This window comes from Escherichia sp. SCLE84, from assembly GCF_012584495.1.
In the GTDB taxonomy this organism is placed as follows: Bacteria; Pseudomonadota; Gammaproteobacteria; order Enterobacterales; family Enterobacteriaceae; genus ECMA0423.
Window position 1 is genome coordinate 4276751 of the sequence record NZ_CP051430.1, and the last position, 25324, is coordinate 4302074.

General features: G+C 49.6%; 19 protein-coding genes, 1 pseudogene and 1 CRISPR repeat array. Of the genes and pseudogenes, 14 read left to right on the forward strand and 6 right to left on the reverse strand.

Annotated elements, in window-relative coordinates; genetic code table 11:
* Positions 1-6: 6 nt before the first annotated feature.
* Positions 7-1347 carry a glucarate dehydratase gene (gudD, locus tag HGD79_RS20725; RefSeq protein WP_000098237.1) on the forward strand — a complete coding sequence of 447 codons (1341 nt, stop codon included), beginning with the start codon at positions 7-9 and terminating at the stop codon, positions 1345-1347.
* Positions 1348-1578: 231 nt separating this feature from the next.
* On the opposite strand, the gene barA is transcribed toward gudD, so the two are convergent.
* The gene (gene barA, locus HGD79_RS20730; protein ID WP_000186450.1) at positions 1579-4335 is read right to left on the reverse strand and encodes a two-component sensor histidine kinase BarA; all 2757 of its coding nucleotides are present in this window, start codon (positions 4333-4335) and stop codon (positions 1579-1581) included.
* A 56-nt stretch (positions 4336-4391) separates the two neighbouring features.
* On the opposite strand from barA, the gene rlmD reads away from it, so the two are divergent.
* From rlmD to eno, 7 genes are all read left to right on the forward strand, one after another.
* Positions 4392-5693: a 23S rRNA (uracil(1939)-C(5))-methyltransferase RlmD gene (gene rlmD / locus HGD79_RS20735; RefSeq protein WP_000046790.1), complete on the forward strand. Its 1302-nt coding sequence runs from the start codon at positions 4392-4394 to the stop codon at positions 5691-5693.
* Between the two features lie 47 nt (positions 5694-5740).
* Positions 5741-7975, forward strand: coding sequence for a GTP diphosphokinase (gene relA, locus HGD79_RS20740; RefSeq protein WP_000226815.1), 2235 nt, complete (start codon positions 5741-5743; stop codon positions 7973-7975).
* 77 nt (positions 7976-8052) lie between these two features.
* Positions 8053-8301, forward strand: coding sequence for a type II toxin-antitoxin system antitoxin MazE (mazE, locus tag HGD79_RS20745; RefSeq protein ID WP_000581937.1), 249 nt, complete (start codon positions 8053-8055; stop codon positions 8299-8301).
* Positions 8301-8636, forward strand: a complete 336-nt coding sequence (gene mazF / locus HGD79_RS20750) for an endoribonuclease MazF (RefSeq protein WP_000254738.1) — start codon at positions 8301-8303, stop codon at positions 8634-8636. Before mazE ends, mazF begins: the two co-directional genes overlap by 1 nt.
* Before the next feature lie 70 nt (positions 8637-8706).
* Positions 8707-9498 (forward strand): nucleoside triphosphate pyrophosphohydrolase, encoded by a 792-nt coding sequence (gene mazG, locus HGD79_RS20755; RefSeq protein ID WP_001071643.1) that lies wholly within the window; start codon positions 8707-8709, stop codon positions 9496-9498.
* 227 nt (positions 9499-9725) lie between these two features.
* Positions 9726-11363: a glutamine hydrolyzing CTP synthase gene (gene pyrG, locus HGD79_RS20760; RefSeq protein ID WP_000210878.1), complete on the forward strand. Its 1638-nt coding sequence runs from the start codon at positions 9726-9728 to the stop codon at positions 11361-11363.
* Positions 11364-11450: 87 nt separating this feature from the next.
* A complete protein-coding gene (gene eno, locus HGD79_RS20765) occupies positions 11451-12749 on the forward strand; it encodes a phosphopyruvate hydratase (protein ID WP_168848490.1) in 1299 nt (432 codons plus the stop codon).
* A gap of 59 nt (positions 12750-12808) precedes the next feature.
* Here eno and HGD79_RS20770 read toward each other — a convergent pair whose 3' ends face one another.
* Both HGD79_RS20770 and yqcG read right to left on the reverse strand, forming a co-directional pair.
* Positions 12809-13681 carry a YgcG family protein gene (locus tag HGD79_RS20770; RefSeq protein ID WP_001268452.1) on the reverse strand — a complete coding sequence of 291 codons (873 nt, stop codon included), beginning with the start codon at positions 13679-13681 and terminating at the stop codon, positions 12809-12811.
* A 13-nt stretch (positions 13682-13694) separates the two neighbouring features.
* Positions 13695-13835: a cell envelope stress response protein YqcG gene (gene yqcG / locus HGD79_RS20775; RefSeq protein WP_001288227.1), complete on the reverse strand. Its 141-nt coding sequence runs from the start codon at positions 13833-13835 to the stop codon at positions 13695-13697.
* 138 nt (positions 13836-13973) lie between these two features.
* Here yqcG and queE point away from each other — a divergent pair, with 138 nt between their 5' ends.
* Positions 13974-14645 carry a 7-carboxy-7-deazaguanine synthase QueE gene (gene queE, locus HGD79_RS20780; RefSeq protein ID WP_001199973.1) on the forward strand — a complete coding sequence of 224 codons (672 nt, stop codon included), beginning with the start codon at positions 13974-13976 and terminating at the stop codon, positions 14643-14645.
* Between the two features lie 339 nt (positions 14646-14984).
* Positions 14985-15501: a CRISPR direct-repeat array (repeat unit 29 nt; unit sequence GAGTTCCCCGCGCCAGCGGGGATAAACCG).
* A 638-nt stretch (positions 15502-16139) separates the two neighbouring features.
* Here the strand turns inward: queE and HGD79_RS20785 are convergent.
* Both HGD79_RS20785 and HGD79_RS20790 read right to left on the reverse strand, forming a co-directional pair.
* Positions 16140-17610 (reverse strand): annotated as a pseudogene (locus HGD79_RS20785) (FGGY-family carbohydrate kinase).
* A gap of 26 nt (positions 17611-17636) precedes the next feature.
* Positions 17637-18914, reverse strand: a complete 1278-nt coding sequence (locus HGD79_RS20790) for an MFS transporter (protein ID WP_168848492.1) — start codon at positions 18912-18914, stop codon at positions 17637-17639.
* 318 nt (positions 18915-19232) lie between these two features.
* Between HGD79_RS20790 and HGD79_RS20795 the strand changes: the two genes are divergently transcribed.
* The 5 genes from HGD79_RS20795 (at position 19233) to HGD79_RS20815 (ending at position 24587) form a co-directional block, all read left to right on the forward strand.
* Positions 19233-20018: an SDR family oxidoreductase gene (locus HGD79_RS20795; protein WP_000021324.1), complete on the forward strand. Its 786-nt coding sequence runs from the start codon at positions 19233-19235 to the stop codon at positions 20016-20018.
* Between the two features lie 69 nt (positions 20019-20087).
* Positions 20088-21542 carry an FAD-binding oxidoreductase gene (locus HGD79_RS20800; RefSeq protein ID WP_000059312.1) on the forward strand — a complete coding sequence of 485 codons (1455 nt, stop codon included), beginning with the start codon at positions 20088-20090 and terminating at the stop codon, positions 21540-21542.
* Positions 21543-21563: 21 nt separating this feature from the next.
* The gene (locus HGD79_RS20805; protein ID WP_000147666.1) at positions 21564-22973 is read left to right on the forward strand and encodes an MFS transporter; all 1410 of its coding nucleotides are present in this window, start codon (positions 21564-21566) and stop codon (positions 22971-22973) included.
* Positions 22951-23730 (forward strand): electron transfer flavoprotein subunit beta/FixA family protein, encoded by a 780-nt coding sequence (locus HGD79_RS20810; protein WP_001299652.1) that lies wholly within the window; start codon positions 22951-22953, stop codon positions 23728-23730. Before HGD79_RS20805 ends, HGD79_RS20810 begins: the two co-directional genes overlap by 23 nt.
* On the forward strand, positions 23727-24587 hold the full coding sequence (locus HGD79_RS20815) for an electron transfer flavoprotein subunit alpha/FixB family protein (protein WP_001299097.1): 861 nt from the start codon (positions 23727-23729) through the stop codon (positions 24585-24587). The genes HGD79_RS20810 and HGD79_RS20815 overlap by 4 nt, the downstream gene beginning before the upstream one ends.
* 147 nt (positions 24588-24734) lie before the next feature.
* On the opposite strand, the gene HGD79_RS20820 is transcribed toward HGD79_RS20815, so the two are convergent.
* The gene (locus HGD79_RS20820) at positions 24735-25310 is read right to left on the reverse strand and encodes a glycerol-3-phosphate responsive antiterminator (RefSeq protein ID WP_001130266.1); all 576 of its coding nucleotides are present in this window, start codon (positions 25308-25310) and stop codon (positions 24735-24737) included.
* Positions 25311-25324 lie beyond the last annotated feature (14 nt).

Consider the following 25324-nt stretch of genomic DNA (forward strand, 5'->3'; position numbering starts at 1 on the left):
ATAAATATGAGTTCTCAATTTACGACGCCTGTTGTTACTGAAATGCAGGTCATCCCGGTGGCGGGTCATGACAGTATGCTGATGAATCTGAGTGGTGCACACGCACCGTTCTTTACGCGTAATATTGTGATTATCAAAGATAATTCTGGTCACACTGGCGTAGGGGAAATTCCCGGCGGCGAGAAAATCCGTAAAACGCTGGAAGATGCGATTCCGCTGGTGGTAGGTAAAACGCTGGGTGAATACAAAAACGTTCTGACGCTGGTGCGTAATACTTTTGCCGATCGTGATGCTGGTGGGCGCGGTTTGCAGACATTTGATTTGCGTACCACTATTCATGTAGTTACCGGGATAGAAGCGGCAATGCTGGATCTGCTGGGGCAGCATCTGGGGGTAAACGTGGCATCCCTGCTGGGCGATGGTCAACAGCGTAGCGAAGTCGAAATGCTCGGTTATCTGTTCTTCGTCGGTGATCGCAAAGCCACACCGCTGCCGTATCAAAGCCAGCCGGATGACTCATGCGACTGGTATCGCCTGCGTCATGAAGAAGCGATGACGCCGGATGCGGTGGTGCGCCTGGCGGAAGCGGCGTATGAAAAATATGGCTTCAACGATTTCAAACTGAAAGGCGGTGTACTGGCCGGGGAAGAAGAGGCCGAGTCTATTGTGGCACTGGCGCAACGCTTCCCGCAGGCGCGTATTACGCTCGATCCTAACGGTGCCTGGTCGCTGAACGAAGCGATTAAAATTGGTAAATACCTGAAAGGGTCGCTGGCTTATGCAGAAGATCCGTGTGGTGCGGAGCAAGGTTTCTCCGGGCGTGAAGTGATGGCAGAGTTCCGTCGCGCAACTGGCCTGCCGACCGCAACCAATATGATCGCCACCGACTGGCGGCAGATGGGCCATACGCTCTCCCTGCAATCCGTTGATATCCCGCTGGCGGATCCGCATTTCTGGACGATGCAAGGTTCGGTACGTGTGGCGCAAATGTGCCATGAATTTGGCCTGACCTGGGGTTCACACTCAAACAACCACTTCGATATTTCCCTGGCGATGTTTACCCATGTTGCCGCCGCTGCACCGGGTAAAATTACTGCTATTGATACGCACTGGATCTGGCAGGAAGGTAATCAGCGCCTGACCAAAGAACCGTTTGAGATCAAAGGCGGGCTGGTACAGGTGCCAGAAAAACCGGGGCTGGGTGTAGAAATCGATATGGATCAAGTGATGAAAGCCCATGAGCTGTATCAGAAACACGGGCTTGGCGCGCGTGACGATGCGATGGGAATGCAGTATCTGATTCCTGGCTGGACGTTCGATAACAAGCGCCCGTGCATGGTGCGTTAAGACAGAAAACCAAAACCGGCTCTATCTGGAGCCGGCTTGAGACTGATGCTAAACGCAAAATAGCCTGTTGTGCTATGTATCAGGTCTACATCATTTTTTAATTCATTGAATTTAATTGGTTTTGTAGGCCGGATAAGGCGTTAACGCCGCATCCGGCATAAACACAGGCACTTTGTCACCAATCTGAAACCAGCGTCATAAAAAGCCGATTGCTACTCGACAAGACGTCCGTTACCCGAGAATTTTGCTGGCTTCGCGCGCTACATTATCCATCTCGTCCAACAGTTCCAGCAGCTCCGGCTCCAAATCTTCTTCTTTAGTACCGCTACGTAGCTGTTGTTCGATCAGTTGGCAGAGATTCTTCATACGCGGCACACCGCTATAGCCGCAACTGCCATGCAGTTTATGAATCAAATCAACCAGGCCTTCCGGGTTTTCTCCAACCAGCTGTTCCTCAACTTTGTTGCGAACTTCAGGCAGGAAATCGAGTAACATTTGCAGCATATCGCGCGCTAAATCGGTTTTTCCTGCTGCCTGGCGTAGTGCCAGTTGCCAGTCGAGGGTCGCATTCGGGTTCACCACAATTTCGTTGACTTCGGGCGTCACGACGCGAGAGGAAATACCGCTGCCAGGCTTGTAGCGCAACAACAAATTATGCAATCGCTCTTCTTCAATCGGTTTCGCCAGATAATCGCTCATCCCTGCGCCAAGCAGCTTCTCTTTTTGCCCGGCCATTGCATGCGCCGTTACCGCGATAACCGGCGTTTGTTGCTGATGGGGGAGCTGGTGGATGAGCTCGCAGGCCCGAATGCCATCCATGTCAGGCATTTGAATATCCATTAAGATCAAATCGAACGGCATCTGTTTCGCCCGTTCAACCGCCTGATGCCCGCTATCGCAAAGTTCCACATGTTGCACCATATCTTCCAGCAATGCGCCGATAAGTTTCAGGTTAGCGGGGTTGTCATCAACTGCCATGACTGTCATTGCCAGCTTGCTTTCATCGGTTACAGGCAAAAGCGTGTTTTGTTTGTGATGACAAAATTCCGTCAGGGCAGGCAACAGGCGCGTAGGTGTTAATGGTTTCAGCAGACACGCGCCGATACCATCTTGCTTGAGTTTTTCTGCATTGACTTGTGCATGGCAAGGAAGTGCCAGCATCAGGAAATCGGTCATCGATACCGCTTTCGCTAATCGCTCATGTTGCATTGTTAGCGGCTCGCGGAAGGTCACCGCGATGCCTAACAACATCATGTCGTAATGCGCGGGAGGCAGCGCGGAGAACGTTGGGCTATAAACCACTTCCAGCGGCGTTTCACTTAAAATATCCAGCGTGCATTGCGCTGCTGCGGAGTTTGGTTCGACATAGGCCAGGCGCTTACCGGCGAGGCACTGGGTGGATGGCCCTTCGATAATAATGTTCGGGTTCAGATCGAGATTAATGTGGAACCAGAAAGTTGAACCGCGATTCGGCTGGCTATGGAACGAAATATCGCCGCCCATTTCATTAACCAGTTTTTGTGTAATCACCAGCCCCAGACCGGTGCCACCATGACGGCGGGAAATACTGGCATCAGCCTGTCGGAAGGCCTGGAATAAGCGCGATTGATCGCGTTCAGGAATACCAATGCCGGTATCCCGAATCTGCACTTCAATCTGCACTTTGGTATTACTCAGCGCACGTTTTTCTACCAGAATATCAATGTTGCCATTCTCGGTGAATTTAATTGCATTCCCCACCAGGTTAGTGATGATTTGCTGTAATCGCAGTGGGTCGCCGATCACGTTATCAGGCACGTCGCTTTTAATATTGAGCGTCAGTTCCAACCCTTTATCGTGAGAAGAATGTGCCAGCAGAGTAACGACTTCATCCAGCGTGCTGCGTAGTGGGAATGGAATACTTTCCAGAATCAGCTTACCTGCTTCCAGTTTCGAGAAGTCGAGAACATCATTAATAATTGCCAGCAAATTATTTGCCGAACGTTCAATCGTATTCAGGTGATCGCGCTGCGTTGGTGTTAATTCTGTTTTCAGCGTCAGGCGGGTAAAGCCAATAACACCATTCAGTGGTGTACGCAGCTCGTGTGACATATTTGCCAGAAACTCGGATTTAATACGCGCCGCTTCCTGGGCGCGCTTTTTCGCCAGATCTAACTCAACGTTCTGAATTTCCATCTGCTCCAGCGTTTCACGCAGATCGGACGTCGCCTGGTCGATATTGTGCTGCATCTCTTCGTGATAAGCAGCCAGCGACATTGCCATCGAGTTGATACCGTTTTTCAGCATATCCAGCTCGCCGAGCATAAATCCTTCCACCCGGCTGTCGAGTTGCCCGCGACGGATGCGGTCGACGGTATTCACCATGTTGCGAATCGGACCGGTTACATCGCGCATTAAGCGCCAGCCAAAAATAAGCGCAATACCGATACAAAACAGCATCATCACGCTGGAAATAAAGATCTCTTTATATTGCTGCAAGCGAACCGATTTAAGATCCAGCTCAAGCGCAATATATCCCAACATATTTTGACTATTTTTGGCATCGCTACTGGGCGATTCGTCGGGGGAGTAACTCTCAGAAATAATCGGCGTGCGGAGGATCATAATATCGCCGTCACGAGTGACAGTGAGCTGGCGAGGAAACGGCACGTTGCTGCCGAGCTGCATTGATGAGGGATCAAGATGAAAATTGGAGGTGACAAAGAGTCGGTTATTTTCATCATAAACCGAAATCGCGCGAACAATATCGGAATGGCGACGATGCAGTACGCTTATTAACTGACCGATAGATTCGCGATTTTGCAGGCTCATGCCATATTCAGTAGAAACTGCAAGCGGCTCAATAATGCTGGCACCGGCATCTTCCAGTTGACGCTGCAAGTCGTTATAGCGATGCACGACGAAAAAGATACTCAGCAATAAACCAATAAGGACGGTCGGTGCCAGGATCAGAATCATCATGCGTGCGCGCAGGCTGTAGTTGGTCATGGAGTTCCGTTATGGGACAATTAAGGTCACACTGTTAAATTGAGAAAGTCTCGCCAATGGCGCAATTCTACTCTGCAAAACGACGCACGACGACGCGTCAGATCATAACCGTTTCAGTCAACGACCTCGACTCTTTTGGTCAGGGCGTGGCGCGACATAACGGCAAAGCGTTATTTATTCCTGGATTACTGCCACAGGAAAACGCGGAAGTTACTGTTACTGAAGATAAAAAACAGTACGCCCGCGCTAAAGTCGTGCGCCGGTTAAGCGATAGCCCGGAACGCGAAACGCCACGCTGCCCTCATTTTGGCGTATGCGGTGGCTGTCAGCAACAACACGCCAGCGTGGATTTACAGCAGCGAAGCAAAAGTGCGGCACTCGCCCGATTAATGAAACACGAAGTCTCTGAAGTGATCGCCGATGTTCCCTGGGGCTATCGCCGTCGCGCGCGTTTAAGTTTGAACTACTTACCGAAAACACAGCAACTTCAGATGGGCTTTCGCAAAGCGGGCTCCAGTGACATTGTCGACGTTAAACAATGCCCCATTTTAGTGCCCCAACTTGAAGCATTGCTGCCCAAAGTCAGGGCATGCCTGGGCAGCTTACAAGCTATACGCCATCTTGGTCATGTTGAACTGGTACAGGCAACCAGCGGCACGCTGATGATTTTGCGCCATACCGCACCGCTAAGTTCGGCTGATCGCGAAAAACTGGAACGCTTTTCGCATTCTGAAGGCCTGGATCTGTATCTCGCCCCCGATAGTGAGATACTCGAAACCGTCTCTGGTGAGATGCCCTGGTATGACTCAAACGGGTTGCGCTTAACTTTTAGCCCGCGCGATTTTATTCAGGTCAATGCGGGTGTGAACCAAAAAATGGTAGCGCGTGCGTTGGAATGGCTGGATGTGCAACCTGAAGATCGCGTACTGGATCTGTTCTGCGGTATGGGCAACTTTACACTGCCATTGGCGACACAAGCTGCCAGTGTGGTGGGTGTAGAAGGTGTTCCGGCGCTGGTGGAAAAAGGCCAGCAGAATGCGCGTCTTAATGGCTTACAGAATGTGACGTTTTATCATGAAAATCTTGAAGAAGATGTCACAAAGCAGCCGTGGGCGAAAAACGGCTTCGATAAAGTGTTGCTGGACCCCGCGCGAGCAGGTGCCGCAGGTGTTATGCAGCAAATTATAAAACTGGAACCTATTCGTATAGTTTATGTATCCTGTAATCCTGCAACGCTGGCTCGGGATAGCGAAGCGTTATTAAAAGCAGGATATACCATTGCGCGACTGGCGATGCTGGATATGTTCCCACACACGGGACATCTGGAATCGATGGTACTTTTCTCGCGCGTTAAATAGTTACGATTTGCCGATTTCGGCAGGTCTGGTCCCTAAAGGAGAGGACGATGGTTGCGGTAAGAAGTGCACATATCAATAAGGCTGGTGAATTTGATCCGGAAAAATGGATCGCAAGTCTGGGTATTACCAGCCAGAAGTCGTGTGAGTGCTTAGCCGAAACCTGGGCGTATTGTCTGCAACAGACGCAGGGGCATCCGGATGCCAGTCTGTTATTGTGGCGTGGTGTTGAGATGGTGGAGATCCTCTCGACATTAAGTATGGACATTGACACGCTGCGGGCGGCGCTGCTGTTCCCTCTGGCTGATGCCAACGTAGTTAGCGAAGATGTGCTGCGTGAGAGCGTCGGTAAGTCGGTTGTTAACCTTATTCACGGCGTGCGTGATATGGCGGCGATCCGCCAGCTGAAAGCGACGCACACTGATTCTGTTTCCTCCGAACAGGTCGATAACGTTCGCCGGATGTTATTGGCGATGGTCGATGATTTTCGCTGCGTGGTCATCAAACTGGCGGAGCGTATTGCTCATCTGCGCGAAGTAAAAGATGCGCCGGAAGATGAACGCGTACTGGCGGCAAAAGAGTGCACCAATATCTACGCGCCGTTGGCGAACCGTCTTGGGATTGGGCAACTGAAATGGGAGCTGGAAGATTACTGCTTCCGTTATCTGCACCCGACCGAATACAAACGCATCGCAAAACTGCTGCATGAACGCCGTCTCGACCGCGAACACTATATCGAAGAGTTTGTCGGTCATCTGCGCGCTGAGATGAAAGCTGAAGGCGTTAAAGCTGAAGTGTATGGTCGTCCGAAACACATCTACAGCATCTGGCGTAAAATGCAGAAAAAGAACCTCGCCTTTGATGAGCTGTTTGATGTGCGTGCGGTACGTATTGTCGCCGAGCGTTTACAGGATTGTTATGCCGCACTGGGGATAGTGCACACTCACTATCGCCACCTGCCGGATGAGTTTGACGATTATGTCGCTAACCCGAAACCAAACGGTTATCAGTCTATTCATACCGTGGTTCTGGGGCCAGGTGGCAAAACCGTTGAGATCCAAATCCGCACCAAACAGATGCATGAAGATGCAGAGTTGGGTGTTGCTGCGCACTGGAAATATAAAGAGGGCGCGGCAGCTGGCGGCGCACGTTCGGGACATGAAGACCGGATTGCCTGGCTGCGTAAACTGATTGCGTGGCAGGAAGAGATGGCTGATTCCGGCGAAATGCTCGACGAAGTACGCAGCCAGGTCTTTGACGACCGGGTGTATGTCTTTACGCCGAAAGGTGATGTCGTTGATTTGCCTGCGGGATCAACGCCGCTGGACTTCGCTTACCACATCCACAGTGATGTCGGACACCGCTGCATCGGGGCAAAAATTGGCGGGCGCATTGTGCCGTTCACCTACCAGCTGCAGATGGGCGACCAGATTGAAATTATCACCCAGAAACAGCCGAACCCCAGCCGTGACTGGTTAAACCCAAACCTCGGTTACGTCACAACCAGCCGTGGGCGTTCGAAAATTCACGCCTGGTTCCGTAAACAGGACCGTGACAAAAACATTCTGGCTGGGCGGCAAATCCTTGACGACGAGCTGGAACATCTGGGGATCAGCCTGAAAGAAGCAGAAAAACATCTGCTGCCGCGTTACAACTTTAATGATGTCGACGAGTTGCTGGCGGCGATTGGTGGCGGGGATATCCGTCTCAATCAGATGGTGAACTTCCTGCAATCGCAATTTAATAAGCCGAGTGCCGAAGAGCAGGACGCCGCCGCGCTGAAACAGCTTCAGCAAAAAAGCTACACACCGCAAAACCGCAGTAAAGATAACGGTCGTGTGGTAGTTGAAGGTGTTGGTAACCTGATGCACCACATCGCGCGCTGCTGCCAGCCGATTCCTGGAGATGAGATTGTCGGCTTCATTACCCAGGGACGCGGTATTTCAGTACACCGCGCCGATTGCGAACAACTGGCGGAACTGCGCTCCCATGCGCCAGAACGCATTGTTGACGCGGTATGGGGTGAGAGCTACTCCGCCGGATATTCGCTGGTGGTCCGCGTGGTGGCTAATGATCGTAGTGGGTTGTTACGTGATATCACGACCATTCTCGCCAACGAGAAGGTGAACGTGCTTGGCGTTGCCAGCCGTAGCGACACCAAACAGCAACTGGCGACCATCGACATGACCATTGAGATTTACAACCTGCAAGTGCTGGGCCGCGTGCTGGGTAAACTCAACCAGGTGCCGGATGTTATCGACGCGCGTCGGTTGCACGGGAGTTAGGCAGAAATTTGCTCGTATCTACAATGTAGATTGATATATACTGTATCTACATATGATAGCGGTTTGAGGAAAGGGTTATGATCCACAGTAGCGTAAAGCGTTGGGGAAATTCACCGGCGGTGCGGATCCCGGCTACGTTAATGCAGGCGCTCAATCTGAATATTGATGATGAAGTGAAGATTGACCTGGTGGATGGCAAATTAATTATTGAGCCAGTGCGTAAAGAGCCCGTATTTACGCTTGCTGAACTGGTCAACGACATCACGCCGGAAAACCTCCACGAGAATATCGACTGGGGAGAGCCGAAAGATAAGGAAGTCTGGTAATGGTAAGCCGATACGTACCCGATATGGGCGATCTGATTTGGGTTGATTTTGACCCGACAAAAGGTAGCGAGCAAGCTGGACATCGTCCAGCTGTTGTCCTGAGTCCTTTCATGTACAACAACAAAACAGGTATGTGTCTGTGTGTTCCTTGTACAACGCAATCAAAAGGATATCCGTTCGAAGTTGTTTTATCCGGTCAGGAACGTGATGGCGTAGCGTTAGCTGATCAGGTAAAAAGTATCGCCTGGCGGGCAAGAGGAGCAACGAAGAAAGGAACAGTTGCCCCAGAGGAATTACAACTCATTAAAGCCAAAATTAACGTACTGATTGGGTAGTGTTACTAACTCACTTCTATTCTGGTCACAGGTTTCCACCTGACAGACCCGCAATTTTCAGGACAATTCAATGAATCAAATCGACCGTTTGCTCACTATTATGCAGCGCCTGCGCGATCCGGAAAACGGCTGCCCGTGGGATAAAGAGCAGACATTTGCCACCATTGCGCCTTACACCCTTGAAGAAACCTACGAAGTGCTGGACGCCATCGCCCGTGAAGATTTTGACGATCTTCGCGGTGAACTGGGCGATCTGCTATTCCAGGTGGTGTTTTACGCGCAAATGGCTCAGGAAGAAGGGCGCTTTGACTTTAATGATATTTGCGCTGCTATTAGCGATAAATTAGAGCGTCGCCATCCGCATGTTTTTGCTGACAGTTCTGCCGAAAACAGTAGTGAAGTGCTTGCCCGTTGGGAGCAAATCAAAACCGAAGAGCGCGCGCAGAAAGCGCAGCATTCGGCGCTGGACGATATTCCTCGTAGTTTACCGGCTTTAATGCGGGCGCAAAAAATCCAGAAACGTTGCGCCAACGTTGGCTTCGACTGGACAACGCTTGGCCCAGTGGTTGATAAAGTCTACGAAGAGATCGACGAGGTGATGTACGAGGCACGGCAGGCTGTTATCGACCAGGCTAAACTGGAGGAGGAAATGGGCGACCTGCTGTTTGCCACGGTTAATCTGGCTCGCCATTTAGGGACGAAAGCAGAAATCGCATTGCAAAAAGCGAACGAAAAATTCGAGCGTCGTTTTCGCGAAGTGGAGCGTATTGTTGCCGCGCGTGGACTGGAAATGACAGGTGTTGACCTCGAAACAATGGAAGAAGTCTGGCAACAGGTAAAACGGCAGGAAATTGATCTCTAAGGGAATTACGCGGTCAAGCGCGATTTGTGTCATTTTTTAAATGACAAGCGCTTGATTTGCGTCAAAAACATTTACCCCAAAGGGGCTATTTTCTCACTCCTGATTTCAATAGTGCGCTGGCGAAGAGGAGGGATAATGAAAGTTTGTGGCACAGGTCATGTTCGGGTATACTGCTTTCCCGTCCTGGTTATTCCATCGTCTTTTCAACCTAACTTCTCAGGTTCAGCATGACAACGAACTATATTTTTGTGACCGGCGGGGTCGTATCCTCTCTGGGTAAAGGCATTGCCGCAGCCTCCCTCGCAGCCATTCTTGAAGCCCGTGGCCTCAATGTGACCATCATGAAACTGGATCCGTACATCAACGTCGATCCAGGTACTATGAGCCCAATCCAACACGGGGAAGTGTTCGTTACTGAAGACGGCGCTGAAACCGACCTGGACCTGGGGCACTACGAGCGTTTCATTCGTACCAAAATGAGCCGCCGCAACAACTTCACCACGGGTCGTATCTACTCTGACGTTCTGCGTAAAGAACGCCGCGGTGACTACCTCGGCGCAACCGTGCAGGTTATTCCGCACATCACTAACGCAATCAAAGAGCGCGTGCTGGAAGGTGGCGAAGGTCATGACGTAGTACTGGTAGAAATCGGCGGTACAGTAGGTGATATCGAATCCTTGCCGTTCCTCGAAGCGATTCGCCAGATGGCTGTTGAAATTGGCCGTGAGCACACTCTGTTTATGCACCTGACGCTGGTGCCGTACATGGCAGCGTCTGGTGAAGTCAAAACCAAACCGACTCAGCACTCTGTAAAAGAGCTGCTCTCCATCGGTATCCAGCCTGACATCCTGATTTGTCGTTCAGATCGCGCTGTTCCGGCGAACGAACGTGCGAAGATTGCATTGTTCTGTAATGTTCCGGAAAAAGCGGTTATTTCTCTGAAAGACGTCGATTCCATCTATAAAATTCCGGGCCTGTTGAAATCTCAGGGGCTGGACGATTATATTTGTAAACGATTCAGCTTAAACTGCCCGGAAGCGAATCTGTCCGAATGGGAACAGGTTATCTTCGAAGAAGCGAACCCGGTAAGTGAAGTCACCATCGGTATGGTCGGCAAGTACATTGAACTGCCGGATGCTTATAAATCAGTGATCGAAGCACTGAAACACGGTGGGCTGAAGAATCGTGTCAGCGTCAACATCAAACTGATCGATTCACAAGATGTTGAAACGCGCGGCGTTGAAATCCTTAAAGGTCTGGACGCAATCCTCGTACCTGGCGGTTTCGGCTATCGTGGCGTAGAAGGCATGATTACGACCGCGCGTTTTGCGCGTGAGAACAATATTCCTTATCTGGGCATTTGCCTGGGTATGCAGGTGGCGTTAATTGATTACGCTCGCCATGTTGCCAACATGGAGAACGCCAACTCTACGGAATTTGTGCCAGACTGTAAGTACCCGGTTGTGGCGCTGATTACCGAGTGGCGCGATGAAAACGGCAACGTTGAAGTTCGTAGCGAGAAGAGCGATCTCGGCGGTACCATGCGTCTCGGCGCACAGCAGTGCCAGTTGGTTGACGATAGCCTGGTTCGCCAGCTGTACAATGCGCCGACAATTGTTGAGCGTCATCGTCACCGTTACGAAGTCAACAACATGCTGTTGAAACAGATTGAAGATGCAGGTCTGCGCGTTGCGGGCCGTTCCGGGGATGATCAGTTGGTCGAGATCATCGAAGTTCCGAATCACCCGTGGTTCGTGGCTTGCCAGTTCCATCCGGAGTTTACTTCTACTCCACGTGATGGTCACCCGCTGTTTGCAGGCTTTGTGAAAGCCGCCAGCGAGTTCCAGAAACGTCAGGCGAAGTAAGTAAAAAAGTTAGAACGGCAACGCGTACCCTGGGTACGCGTTGTTTGTCTGGAGTTTCAGTTTAACTAGTGACTTGAGGAAAACCTAATGTCCAAAATCGTAAAAACCATCGGTCGTGAAATCATCGACTCCCGTGGTAACCCGACTGTTGAAGCCGAAGTACATCTGGAGGGTGGTTTCGTCGGTATGGCAGCTGCTCCGTCAGGTGCTTCTACTGGTTCCCGTGAAGCTCTGGAACTGCGCGATGGCGACAAATCCCGTTTCCTGGGTAAAGGCGTAACCAAAGCTGTTGCTGCGGTAAACGGCCCGATCGCTCAGGCGCTGATTGGCAAAGATGCTAAAGATCAGGCTGGCATTGACAAGATCATGATCGACCTGGACGGCACCGAAAACAAATCCAAATTCGGCGCGAACGCAATCCTGGCTGTATCTCTGGCTAACGCCAAAGCTGCTGCAGCTGCTAAAGGTATGCCGCTGTACGAGCACATCGCTGAACTGAACGGTACTCCGGGCAAATACTCTATGCCGGTTCCGATGATGAACATCATCAACGGTGGTGAGCACGCTGACAACAACGTTGATATCCAGGAATTCATGATTCAGCCGGTTGGCGCGAAAACTGTGAAAGAAGCCATCCGCATGGGTTCTGAAGTTTTCCATCACCTGGCAAAAGTTCTGAAAGCGAAAGGCATGAACACTGCTGTTGGTGACGAAGGTGGCTATGCGCCGAACCTGGGTTCCAACGCTGAAGCTCTGGCTGTTATCGCTGAAGCTGTTAAAGCTGCTGGTTATGAACTGGGCAAAGACATCACTCTGGCGATGGACTGCGCAGCTTCTGAATTCTACAAAGACGGTAAATACGTTCTGGCTGGCGAAGGCAACAAAGCTTTCACCTCTGAAGAATTCACTCACTTCCTGGAAGAACTGACCAAACAGTATCCGATCGTATCTATCGAAGACGGTCTGGACGAATCTGACTGGGACGGTTTCGCATACCAGACCAAAGTTCTGGGCGACAAAATCCAGCTGGTTGGTGACGACCTGTTCGTAACTAACACCAAGATCCTGAAAGAAGGTATCGAAAAAGGTATCGCTAACTCCATCCTGATCAAATTCAACCAGATCGGTTCTCTGACCGAAACTCTGGCTGCAATCAAGATGGCGAAAGATGCTGGCTACACTGCAGTTATCTCTCACCGTTCTGGCGAAACTGAAGACGCTACCATCGCTGACCTGGCTGTTGGTACTGCTGCAGGCCAGATCAAAACTGGTTCTATGAGCCGTTCTGACCGTGTTGCTAAATACAACCAGCTGATTCGTATCGAAGAAGCTCTGGGCGAAAAAGCACCGTACAACGGTCGTAAAGAGATCAAAGGCCAGGCATAAGACTGACTTTATCTGATTTAAAAATGCCAGCCTCCGGGCTGGCATTTTTTATGGTTGAGTTACCAGCGGCCGGATGCGCCGCCACCTCCAGAAGAACCGCCCCCGCCGCTAAATCCGCCGCCACTTGAGCCTCCACCGGAACCGCTGTTGTCTGAATGATAACTTTTACCTGATGCTCTTTTCTGAAGTACACATAAACAGGTAAAGACCATAAATATGGTGAAAGTAAAAAAGAAGGAAAATACAGCAATGGAAAAAATTTTATCGGAGAACAGGAATAAATCTAAAAGATAGATTGCTGAAATACAGACTCCACTTTTACATGCGCGACAAAAATTACTGCCTTGATGAAAAAACCAGAAAGGGAAGAACATCACTGCAAATACCCAAAAAATAGCAAAGTAATAATGATCACTGGAAGACGCTGATTCACTTTCTGAAGGATTAGTCGGATATTGGTGTTGTGAAGTGAGTTGGCTATTCAAAGCGTTTATAGCTAGCTCTAATCCCTGAGCAAATTTTTGTTGTTTAAATGCGGGTATCATGTTGCTACGGATGATATCTCCAGCCAGAGCATCGGTTACCTTTTCTTCCAGCCCATAACCTACCTGGATGCGGACAGTACGATCTGACCAGGCAACAATGATCAGTATCCCATCATTACGTTTGGCATCTCCTAAACGCCAATTGTCAAAAACTCTTGTAGCATATTGTTCAATTGTCTCGTCTTTGGTTGTGGGAACAATTAATACAGCAATTTGCACTTGGGTATTATTGAAAATAGATTCTAACTTGTGCGTCAGTTCTTTCTTTTCTTGTGAGTTTAAGCTACTCGTAAGATCCGTAACTTGTTGCTGTAATTGTGGGACAATAGTTGGTTGGGCTGCAACAAAGGAACATACGAAAGTGAACATTAGTATGAAATAGCGCATTATAAATTTCTCATTAAATCTGGATAAATAAATTGACGGCGGCATCGGTAATTTTAGATTCGTTATCATTAAAAACTAATACAGAAAAAATAAATATAATTTTGGTGAATGTTTTGACATGATTAAATCCATTTTCTTTATTTTCTTCTGACATAATACGTTACTCCCTTTAATTATTAACGATATGTTTCGCATTTTTCTTTAAATCTGCATGTAACAGAATGTTAATAAGACATGATTGTTGCGGCAGGATCTGCAATAATTAACAATTATCCACTTCACAGAGAATGCTATGCAGTACCCGATTAACGAGATGTTCCAGACCCTGCAAGGTGAGGGTTACTTTACCGGCGTCCCCGCCATTTTTATTCGTTTACAGGGATGCCCGGTTGGCTGTGCCTGGTGCGACACCAAACACACCTGGGAAAAGCTTGAGGATCGGGAAGTCTCCCTTTTCAGCATTCTGGCGAAGACCAAAGAGAGTGATAAGTGGGGGGCGGCGAGCAGTGAAGATTTGCTGGCTGTCATTGGTCGGCAGGGATATACCGCGCGGCATGTGGTGATTACGGGTGGTGAGCCTTGCATTCATGATTTGCTGCCACTGACTGACCTGCTCGAAAAGAACGGTTTTAGCTGCCAGATCGAAACCAGTGGAACTCATGAAGTACGCTGCACACCGAATACCTGGGTTACCGTATCACCAAAGCTGAACATGCGCGGCGGCTATGAAGTGTTGTCACAGGCACTGGAGCGAGCCAACGAAATCAAGCATCCAGTGGGGCGCGTACGTGATATTGAAGCACTGGATGAACTACTGGCAACGCTGACCGATGATAAACCGCGAGTCATTGCACTGCAGCCGATTAGCCAAAAGGATGATGCCACACGTTTGTGCATTGAAACCTGCATTGCGCGTAATTGGCGTTTGTCGATGCAAACACATAAATATCTAAATATTGCCTGATTAAACATTTATAAGCGTTATAAATGGGTGGAACCTGTAAAGACTTCTACTCATTTATATTGTTTGTCGCCTCTGAAAACTCCTCCATTTTACCCATCCAGGGCTAATCATTAGCATTCTCTACAAATTCTGTGGCGTTAATTTTTCGCTGGAGTGAAAATTATTGCGGTAAAGTTTGGTAGATTTTAGTTTGTATAGAGTTATTTTAAATATTTACCTTTTTAATCAATGGATTAAGTGCTCTTTAACATAATGGATGTGTTGTTTGTGTGATACTATAAAGTTGGTAGATTGTGACTGGCTTAAAAAATCATTAATTAATAATAGGTTATGTTTACAGAGTTCCCCGCGCCAGCGGGGATAAACCGCCGGACACTACCGAACGACAGCGGCGGCGGGCGAGTTCCCCGCGCCAGCGGGGATAAACCGGGCGAATACAAACGCTGGCGCAACGAGTCCTAGGGTTCCCCGCGCCAGCGGGGATAAACCGACGCCAGCGGTGGCGTTACTGAAATCCTCGGTGAGTTCCCCGCGCCAGCGGGGATAAACCGCCGCCGGTTACTGCCCCGGCGTTCACTGCCGAGAGTTCCCCGCGCCAGCGGGGATAAACCGACTGGTTCTGTAACCCAAATTTGGGATCATTCGAGTTCCCCGCGCCAGCGGGGATAAACCGACGGGGACGAATCACAGCAGCGTTATCGTGATGAGTTCCCCGCGCCAGCGGGGATAAACCGAAACCGGACGAGGGCGCGCTAAAACGTGATTAGAGTTCCCCGCGCCAGCGGGGATAAACCGCCTCTCAATTTGTAACGTCTGCAATGTCAGGCGAGTTCCCCGCGCCAGCGGGGATAAACCACCATATAACCCGTTATCTCTTTCTCAAGTTTTTATATTAGCAGTACTTGTAATAAGCAACATATCCACGTAACACCTCATGTTCAAAATAGTTCTCCATGCCAGAGAGGTTCACAATTATCGATACAAAAAATTAAATTTAATCAAAGTGTTATTTGTATGATTCTTAAATCGTTAAGAAATTTTAATCTATTATTTTTTTAATATTGAATTAATGCCTGTTAATTTTTTCTTTAGAATAACAGTATGTTTTTTAAGCTTGTTATTCATTGGTTAAGTAATAAATCTGGAAGTTTGTCTTTGTTTTGAGGCTAATGAGTGGTTTTACATAACCGCCTCTATACGCTGTTGATGAATAGTTCTTATGAATAAAGATATCCAGTTCATACTTTAAGTGAAAATTGATAAAGTGCGATTCGTATTGTCTTTTATTCTAAAGACATCGAGTGTAGTTAATATTCCTTGTAAAAACAGGGATAAACCGAACTAGTTAAAGTTTTTATTATGTTCCCTGCATCAGCGGGGATAAACCGGACTTGTTATCATTTTTTAAGTTGTCGAACTTATGTTCCCCGCGTCAGCGGGGATAACCATTCAGGTATGTTCAGGCCGGGCAGTTTCCCGCCCGGCCTTCCTCACTTACGCATTCGACCAGCTCTGGATCGAATCCACATTCCCCATGCATCACTTCATACGATTTTTTCAGGATCACATCAGTATGTTTGGTTAGGTCTTTGAAAATGCCTTTATTCATCGCGTCGTAGCGTTTGGCATTGCTCTCAATCGGTATAAAGATATCTTTCACGCGAACCATCTTATCAACAGCCGTTGCGTAATCCGGGTATAGCCCCAGACCTACCGCTGTATTAATCGCTGCTCCCAGACTTGCACAACCGTTAATGGCGTTACGGCGTGCCGGAAGGTTGAACACGTCGGCAAAAATTTGCATAAACAGATCGCTGTTCGAACCGCCGCCAGTAATGATCACATGCTTCGCAAAGTGATTCATTTCATTACACATATTGTCGTAATTGTTCTTCAGCGTTAGCGCCACGCTTTCCAATATCGAACGATATATCCATGCGTAATCCATGCTGGAATCAAAGCCGATCATAATCCCGCGTTTGTACGGTTCCCACGGATTGGTCAGCCAGTCCAGCACCGTCATCAGCCCATTACAGCCAGGTGGCACACTAGAGGCTTTCTTGTTGAGTAAATCTTCCGGTGAAAGATCCTGCGCCCTGGCATCCTGAATTAACGACTCGCCTAACATGTCACGCAGCCAGCTCACCGTCCACATACCTTTGCGAATACCGTAACCTTCATACAGCAATGTTTGCGGAATAGAAGACATAATCGGCCAGTACGCCACCGGATCTTTCGGCAGTGCTTTGCCGTTCATCATCAATGCGATGTAAGTGCCAAGAGAAATTACCGCAGTTTCATCATCCAGTAATCCGGCCCCCAGAGCTTCTACCGGTTTATCACTGGTGGTACAAACAACCGGCAGTCCTGCCGGGAAATGTGTCGCCAGTGCGGCTTGTGGTGTGATATGTCCGAGGACGGTGCCAGGCATTTGCACATCAAACAGCATATGACGGGGGATATTAAACTTATCCATTACCGCAGCATCTTCGCTCCATGTCCAGCTCTTATAATCCACCGGCCACTGACCAAAATAGTTGGCGATATTGTCTTTAAACTCGCCGGTTAAGCGATGCGTCAGATAACCCGAAAAAGAGGTGACATATGCCACGTCAGGATTAGTGTGTTCGTAAGGGCGTGTAACGCGTGCATCCTGCCAGCTAATCAACGGCGCAGCAGGCGTGCCATCGGCTTTCAATAACGCACGACAGCAACGGATGGATCCCAGACCAATACCGACAATATCTTCTTTATTCCCGGCAAACTGACTCATCAAATCGTGACCGGCAAAACATAATGATGCCCATAAATCGTCGTCAGGATGTTCTGCAGTATCGGCATCTGGCGTGTGCATCGGCTGTAATAAGCCTTTGCCTTCGCAAACCACGTTACCTTCCAGATCGTACATCACCACTTTTGTGCTCTGACTTCCGCCATCAATCCCTATGATGTATTTTTTCGACATGATTTTTCTCCTGTAATTTTCCTGGCTTACTTGCTGCTAGCCATTGCGGGGGCGCTATCAGCAGTACGAATTTTTTGGAACAGCAAAAAGGTAAAGACAATCACCATGGCAAGCGCCGCCATTCCCATCAGCCACATATTGCGGTAGGCTTCTGCTGCGGGCAGGGTGTCTTGCCAGTGGCCGATAATCGGGTAAACGAAGACATCCGGCAGGAATCCAATCACCGAACAAATACCTACCGTGGTGCCCATAATGTAAGACGGTGTTCTCGCTTCGCCAGGGCAGGCCCAGTACAGCCCGCGTGAGGCGTAACAGGTGAATCCCAGCAGTAAAATCAGGCCAATCCCCATCGCGACCGATTGCGGGTTAGAGTTCGTGACGAGCAGGGCAGTTAACGCCAGCAGGCCGAGTACGGAAAGGATTTGGATCACGCGGGTAGGGGATTTCACTTTACTGTAGGTGGTGATAATGCCGCCAAGTGGGCCGCACAGCGCGCGGAAGATTTTGTTGATCACAATCCCCATGTAGCTCGCTGCCACCAGCGACATGCCGTACATTTCGGTCAGATAGTTGGTGGAGTAACTCAGAATGGCGTAGATTGTGAAGACACCAAAAATCACCATGCTGCAATACCAGGTGGTGCTGATACGCAAAACGGCAAGGATGTCGCTAAGCTGGAATGACTGTTTTTCTTCGTTATTGGCACTGCGCAGGTTGTTGTTATCGCTAACAAAAAAACAGCACAGAATCCCCAACAAGATGTAAACCACACTGTAGATGATAATGACTGTTTTCAGGCTGGCGCTGTCATCCGGTGCAAAGCGAGAAAAGACCCACATGGTAAACACCGCCAGCGACATTACACCGACGCCGCGCAGCCCTTCCATCCAGCCCATAATTTTCCCTTGCTCACTATGATCGCCCAGCAACGAGGCGGCTTTAATCGACACCGACCACAGCATTAAAATCGTCGTTATCGCAAAGGCGACCTGAATACAGAGCATTACCCACAGCGGTGGATACGTTGCCATTAACAGACCCAGTAATCCGGTAATGATCATCGCGGAAGTAATCATTTTGCGGTGTGAAAATTTATCGGCAATAACGCCGCTGGGGGCATAAAGAATAATAGCCGCAATACCAAAGGTACTCATTATTAAACCTATCTCGGTATTGCTGAATCCCATAAATTTCGCCATGGGAATTTGATAAATATAACGTAAATAAGCCAGGTCGAAACTAACGCCGCCGCTAAAACTAATTATCGCGAGGGTTATCCAACGGCGATATGAGTTGTGTTGCATATCGTATTCCCATTTGTAATAGACAAAAAAAAGAGAAAAGTAAGCCGCCCTTTCAGGTGGATTACTTTTCTCAGGTCTCTAGTAATTGCAATAAGAAATAACATGGAAAGCAGAGGTGTTGTGTGAGAGTAATCACGCTTCTGCTTTTTAAAACTATTTGACAATACGAATATCACACTGTGATTACGATCACATTAGCAGTTATGCCGTTATGCTAAAAATTATCTCCAGTTACCAGAGATAATGAGAAAGGTAACTTCCCTCTCGCGGGGGAAGTTACCTTTCTTTTTTTTTGCCTTACGGAAATTGGAGCTAACTATGTCAATCGAATCTCTCAATGCGTTCTCAATGGATTTTTTCTCACTGAAAGGTAAAACCGCAATTGTTACCGGTGGGAATAGCGGTTTAGGCCAGGCATTTGCCATGGCGTTGGCCAAAGCTGGCGCAAATATCTTTATTCCTAGTTTCGTCAAAGATAACGGCGAAACAAAGGAAATGATTGAAAAACAGGGTGTTGAGGTGGACTTCATGCAGGTGGATATCACCGCAGAAGGCGCGCCGCAGAAGATTATCGCTGCTTGCTGTGAGCGTTTCGGTACAGTTGATATTCTGGTAAACAATGCCGGTATTTGTAAGCTGAATAAGGTGCTGGACTTCGGTCGTGCCGACTGGGATCCGATGATTGATGTGAACCTGACCGCCGCATTCGAGTTAAGCTATGAAGCTGCAAAAATTATGATCCCGCAGAAAAGCGGCAAAATTATTAATATCTGTTCATTGTTCTCTTACTTAGGTGGACAATGGTCACCTGCATATTCTGCCACTAAACATGCTCTTGCCGGGTTCACCAAAGCTTATTGTGATGAGCTAGGTCAATATAATATTCAGGTAAATGGTATCGCCCCTAGCTATTATGCAACAGATATTACGCTGGCGACACGCAGTAATCCAGAAACCAATCAGCGCGTTCTTGATCATATTCCGGCAAACCGTTGGGGCGATACTCAGGATTTAATGGGCGCAGCTGTATTCCTCGCAAGTCCGGCTTCAAATTATGTCAATGGGCATTTATTAGTGGTCGATGGTGGTTATTTAGTGCGCTAATCCATAACGGTGGTTTCTGTTTTCTCTTATTAATGATTATTCCATTTTTATTATCAGGAAGGAATTACTATGTCTTTATCTCGCGCAGCGATTGTCGACCAGCTAAAGGAAATTGTTGGTGCAGATCGCGTAATTACCGATGAAACAGTATTAAAGAAGAACAGTATTGACCGTTTTCGTAAATTTCCGGATATTCATGGTATTTATACTTTGCCGATTCCGGCAGCGGTCGTAAAACTCGGTTCCACAGAACAAGTCTCCCGTGTGCTGAATTTTATGAATGCGCACAAAATTAACGGTGTGCCGCGTACCGGCGCTTCCGCCACTGAAGGTGGGCTGGAAACCGTTGTGGAAAACTCGGTGGTGCTCGACGGCTCCGCCATGAATCAAATCATTAATATTGATATTGAGAATATGCAGGCGACGGCGCAATGTGGCGTTCCGCTGGAGGTGCTGGAAAATGCGTTGCGTGAAAAAGGTTACACCACGGGGCATTCTCCGCAGTCAAAGCCGCTGGCTCAGATGGGCGGCCTGGTAGCAACCCGCAGTATCGGGCAGTTCTCCACACTCTACGGCGCAATCGAAGATATGGTCGTTGGTCTGGAAGCAGTATTGGCTGATGGCACCGTCACACGCATTAAAAACGTGCCACGCCGCGCGGCTGGCCCGGACATTCGCCACATCATCATCGGTAACGAAGGTGCACTTTGCTATATCACTGAAGTAACAGTGAAAATCTTTAAATTCACCCCGGAAAACAACCTCTTCTACGGCTATATCCTGGAAGACATGAAAACCGGCTTCAACATCCTGCGTGAAGTCATGGTGGAAGGGTATCGTCCGTCGATCGCTCGTTTGTATGACGCTGAAGATGGCACCCAACACTTCACCCATTTTGCAGACGGAAAATGCGTGCTGATCTTTATGGCTGAAGGTAACCCTCGCATTGCGAAGGCGACGGGCGAAGGGATTGCGGAAATCGTTGCCCGCTACCCGCAATGCCAGCGCGTGGACAGCAAGCTGATCGAAACCTGGTTTAACAACCTGAACTGGGGACCGGATAAAGTGGCTGCCGAACGTGTGCAGATCCTCAAAACCGGCAACATGGGCTTTACCACTGAAGTGTCCGGCTGCTGGAGCTGCATCCACGAAATCTACGAAAGCGTTATTAACCGTATTCGTACTGAGTTCCCGCACGCCGACGACATCACCATGCTGGGCGGTCATTCCTCTCATAGCTATCAGAACGGCACCAACATGTACTTCGTCTACGATTACAACGTCGTTGACTGTAAGCCGGAAGAGGAAATCGACAAGTACCACAATCCGCTCAACAAGATCATCTGTGAAGAAACCATTCGCCTCGGCGGTTCGATGGTGCACCACCACGGTATCGGTAAACATCGCGTTCACTGGAGCAAACTGGAACACGGCAGCGCGTGGGCGTTGCTGGAAGGGCTGAAAAAGCAGTTCGATCCTAATGGCATTATGAATACGGGTACTATCTATCCGATTGAAAAATAATGTGTCAGGCAGCGTTCCGCGATGACGGGGCGTTGCCTTTTCGGCTTCTCAGGCGAGAAGCCGTTCTTATTACCGGACAATGAAGGGGTAAAGATGAACACTTCACCGGTGCGAATGGATGATTTACCGCTTAACCGTTTTCACTGCCGCATTGCTGCGCTCACTTTCGGCGCACACCTGACCGACGGTTATGTTCTCGGCGTCATTGGTTACGCCATTATTCAGCTTACGCCCGCCATGCAACTGACGCCGTTTATGGCGGGAATGATCGGCGGCTCGGCGCTCCTTGGTTTGTTCCTTGGCAGCCTGGTTCTTGGGTGGATCTCCGACCATATTGGTCGGCAAAAAATCTTCACCTTCAGCTTTTTGCTGATTACGCTTGCTTCGTTTTTACAATTTTTTGCCACCACGCCAGAGCATCTTATTGGACTGCGCATTTTGATTGGCATTGGTCTGGGAGGCGATTATTCAGTAGGTCACACCTTGCTGGCTGAATTTTCCCCGCGCCGCCATCGCGGTATTTTGCTGGGCGCATTCAGCGTGGTGTGGACCGTAGGCTATGTGCTGGCAAGTATTGCCGGACATCACTTTATTTCCGAAAACCCGGAGGCCTGGCGCTGGCTACTGGCATCGGCAGCTCTGCCCGCGTTGTTGATTACGTTATTACGCTGGGGAACGCCAGAATCACCACGCTGGCTACTGCGCCAGGGGCGTTTTGCAGAAGCTCACGCTATCGTGCATCGCTATTTTGGTCCCCATGTTTTACTGGGCGATGAAGTGGTAACGGCGACCCATAAACACATCAAAACCTTGTTCTCTTCGCGTTACTGGCGGCGCACGGCGTTTAACAGCGTCTTCTTTGTCTGCCTCGTAATCCCATGGTTTGTGATTTATACCTGGCTGCCAACTATCGCCCAGACTATTGGTCTGGAAGATGCGCTGACTGCCAGCCTGATGCTTAATGCGTTGTTAATTGTGGGCGCGCTGCTGGGATTAGTTCTGACGCACCTGCTGGCACATCGCAAATTTTTGCTGGGAAGTTTTTTGCTGCTGGCGGCAACGCTGGTAGTCATGGCCTGTTTGCCTTCCGGCAGTTCATTAACGCTGCTGCTTTTTGTTCTCTTCAGCACCACCATTTCGGCAGTCAGTAATCTGGTGGGCATTTTGCCTGCGGAAAGTTTTCCTACTGACATTCGCTCGCTGGGCGTCGGTTTTGCCACCGCCATGAGTCGACTTGGCGCGGCGGTAAGTACTGGCCTGCTGCCGTGGGTGCTGGCGCAGTGGGGAATGCAAGTCACCTTATTGCTCCTGGCGACAGTGTTGTTGGTTGGTTTTGTTGTGACCTGGCTATGGGCACCAGAAACTAAAGCCCTCCCGCTGGTGGCGGCGGGAAATGTAGGAGGTGCGAATGAACATTCTGTTAGCGTTTAAAGCCGAACCGGATGCCGGAATGCTGGCGGAAAAAGAGTGGCAGGCGGCGGCTCAGGGTAAAAGCGGACCGGATATTTCGCTACTGCGAAGTTTACTCGGTGCTGATGAACAGGCCGCTGCCGCGCTGCTGTTGGCGCAGAGAAAAAACGGTACGCCGATGTCTTTAACCGCGTTGAGCATGGGGGATGAACGGGCATTGCACTGGCTGCGCTATCTCATGGCTCTTGGGTTTGAGGAAGCTGTATTGCTGGAGACGGCGGCAGATCTGCGCTTTGCGCCGGAATTTGTCGCTCGCCATATTGCCGAATGGCAGCATCAGAATCCGCTGGATCTGATAATTACCGGCTGCCAAAGCAGCGAAGGGCAGAATGGGCAAACGCCATTTTTGCTGGCGGAAATGCTGGGCTGGCCCTGCTTCACCCAGGTGGAGCGTTTCACTCTCGACGCGCTGTTTATCACCCTCGAACAGCGTACTGAACATGGGTTGCGTTGTTGCCGGGTTCGCTTGCCTGCGGTGATTGCCGTGCGTCAGTGCGGTGAAGTGGCCTTGCCAGTACCGGGAATGCGCCAGCGAATGGCTGCGGGGAAAGCAGAAATTATCCGTAAAACTGTTGCTGCCGAAATGCCAGCGATGCAGTGTCTGCAACTGGCAAGAGCAGAGCAACGACGCGGAGCGACGCTGATTGATGGGCAAACGGTAGCAGAAAAAGCTCAAAAGCTATGGCAGGACTATTTACGCCAAAGGATGCAGCCATGAATATCGCAATTGTGACAATAAATCAGGAGAATGCCGCAATAGCAAGCTGGCTGGCGGCGCAGGATTTCAGCGGTTGTACCCTGGCGCACTGGCAGATTGAACCTCAGCCTGTAGTGGCGGAACAGGTGCTGGATGCGTTGGTGGAACAGTGGCAGCGAACGCCTGCGGACGTTGTTCTCTTTCCGCCGGGAACGTTTGGCGATGAACTGTCGACCCGGCTGGCCTGGCGTTTACATGGTGCAAGCATCTGCCAGGTGACTTCGTTAGATATTCCAACCGTAAGCGTGCGCAAATCCCACTGGGGAAATGCGCTAACGGCGACGCTGCAAACAGAAAAACGCCCGCTATGCCTTTCCCTGGCGCGTCAGGCGGGAGCAGCGAAAAACGCCACGTTGCCCTCTGGAATGCAACAACTGAACATTGTCCCGGGTGCGCTTCCCGACTGGCTGGTTAGCACAGAGGATCTGAAAAATGTTACTCGCGACCCATTAGCTGAGGCCAGACGGGTGCTGGTGGTGGGGCAGGGCGGAGAGGCAGATAACCAGGAAATCGCTATGCTGGCAGAAAAGCTGGGAGCCGAAGTGGGCTACAGTCGGGCGCGAGTGATGAACGGTGGCGTTGATGCTGAAAAAGTGATTGGTATTTCCGGACATCTGCTGGCACCTGAGGTGTGTATTGTTGTTGGCGCTTCTGGCGCAGCAGCGTTAATGGCGGGCGTACGCAATAGCAAGTTTGTGGTGGCGATTAATCATGACGCCAGCGCTGCGGTATTTTCACAGGCAGATGTTGGCGTGGTTGATGACTGGAAAGTGGTGCTGGAGGCACTGGTGACAAACATTCACGCAGATTGCCAATAACGTGTTGCCGGATGATCCTGCCTACGGTTCTGGCCTGGGGACTTGTAGGCCTGATAAGACGCGTCAAGCGTCGCATCAGGCGCTGAATGTCGGATGTGGCGTGCGGCCTACAAATCAAACCAAATTCAATTGGTTACGATTATCCCGTCAAAGTAATTTTTTCGCTAACGTCCAGACCCCGGTATTCGTGGTGGAAAGCGCCACGACACCCGCGTTAATCGCATTACGCGCATCTTCTTCATCGCACACCAGCCCACCGGCAATCAGCGGTTGGCGGATTTTCTCTGTCACCCAGCCCAGCACTTTGGGCATACAGCCTGGCAGGATCTCAATACAATCCGGATTCGATTGCGCAACTTGCTTATCAATGTTGTGAAACGAAATTGAATCAACAATAAACAGGCGATGAATACAGAAAAAACCTTCCGCTCTTGCCGCTTTCAACATTGAGGCTTTGGTACTGATAATGCCGTCCGCCTCGGTCACCAGTTTCAAAAACTGAATCACGACTTCTTTATTTGACGCGCCTTCCAGCAAATCAACATGAATAAAAGCATATTTCCCGGCGTTCTTAATCTTTTTAACGATATTACTGATGGTGCAGATATTGCCGTACAACACGGAAATAAACTGGCATTCAGAGTCGATTGCCAGTTGCAGGCTGGCATTATCTTTAACGGCAGCAATCACCGGATTCTGGCGGAGCAGGTGTAAGAGGGGCATAAATTATCCTTATT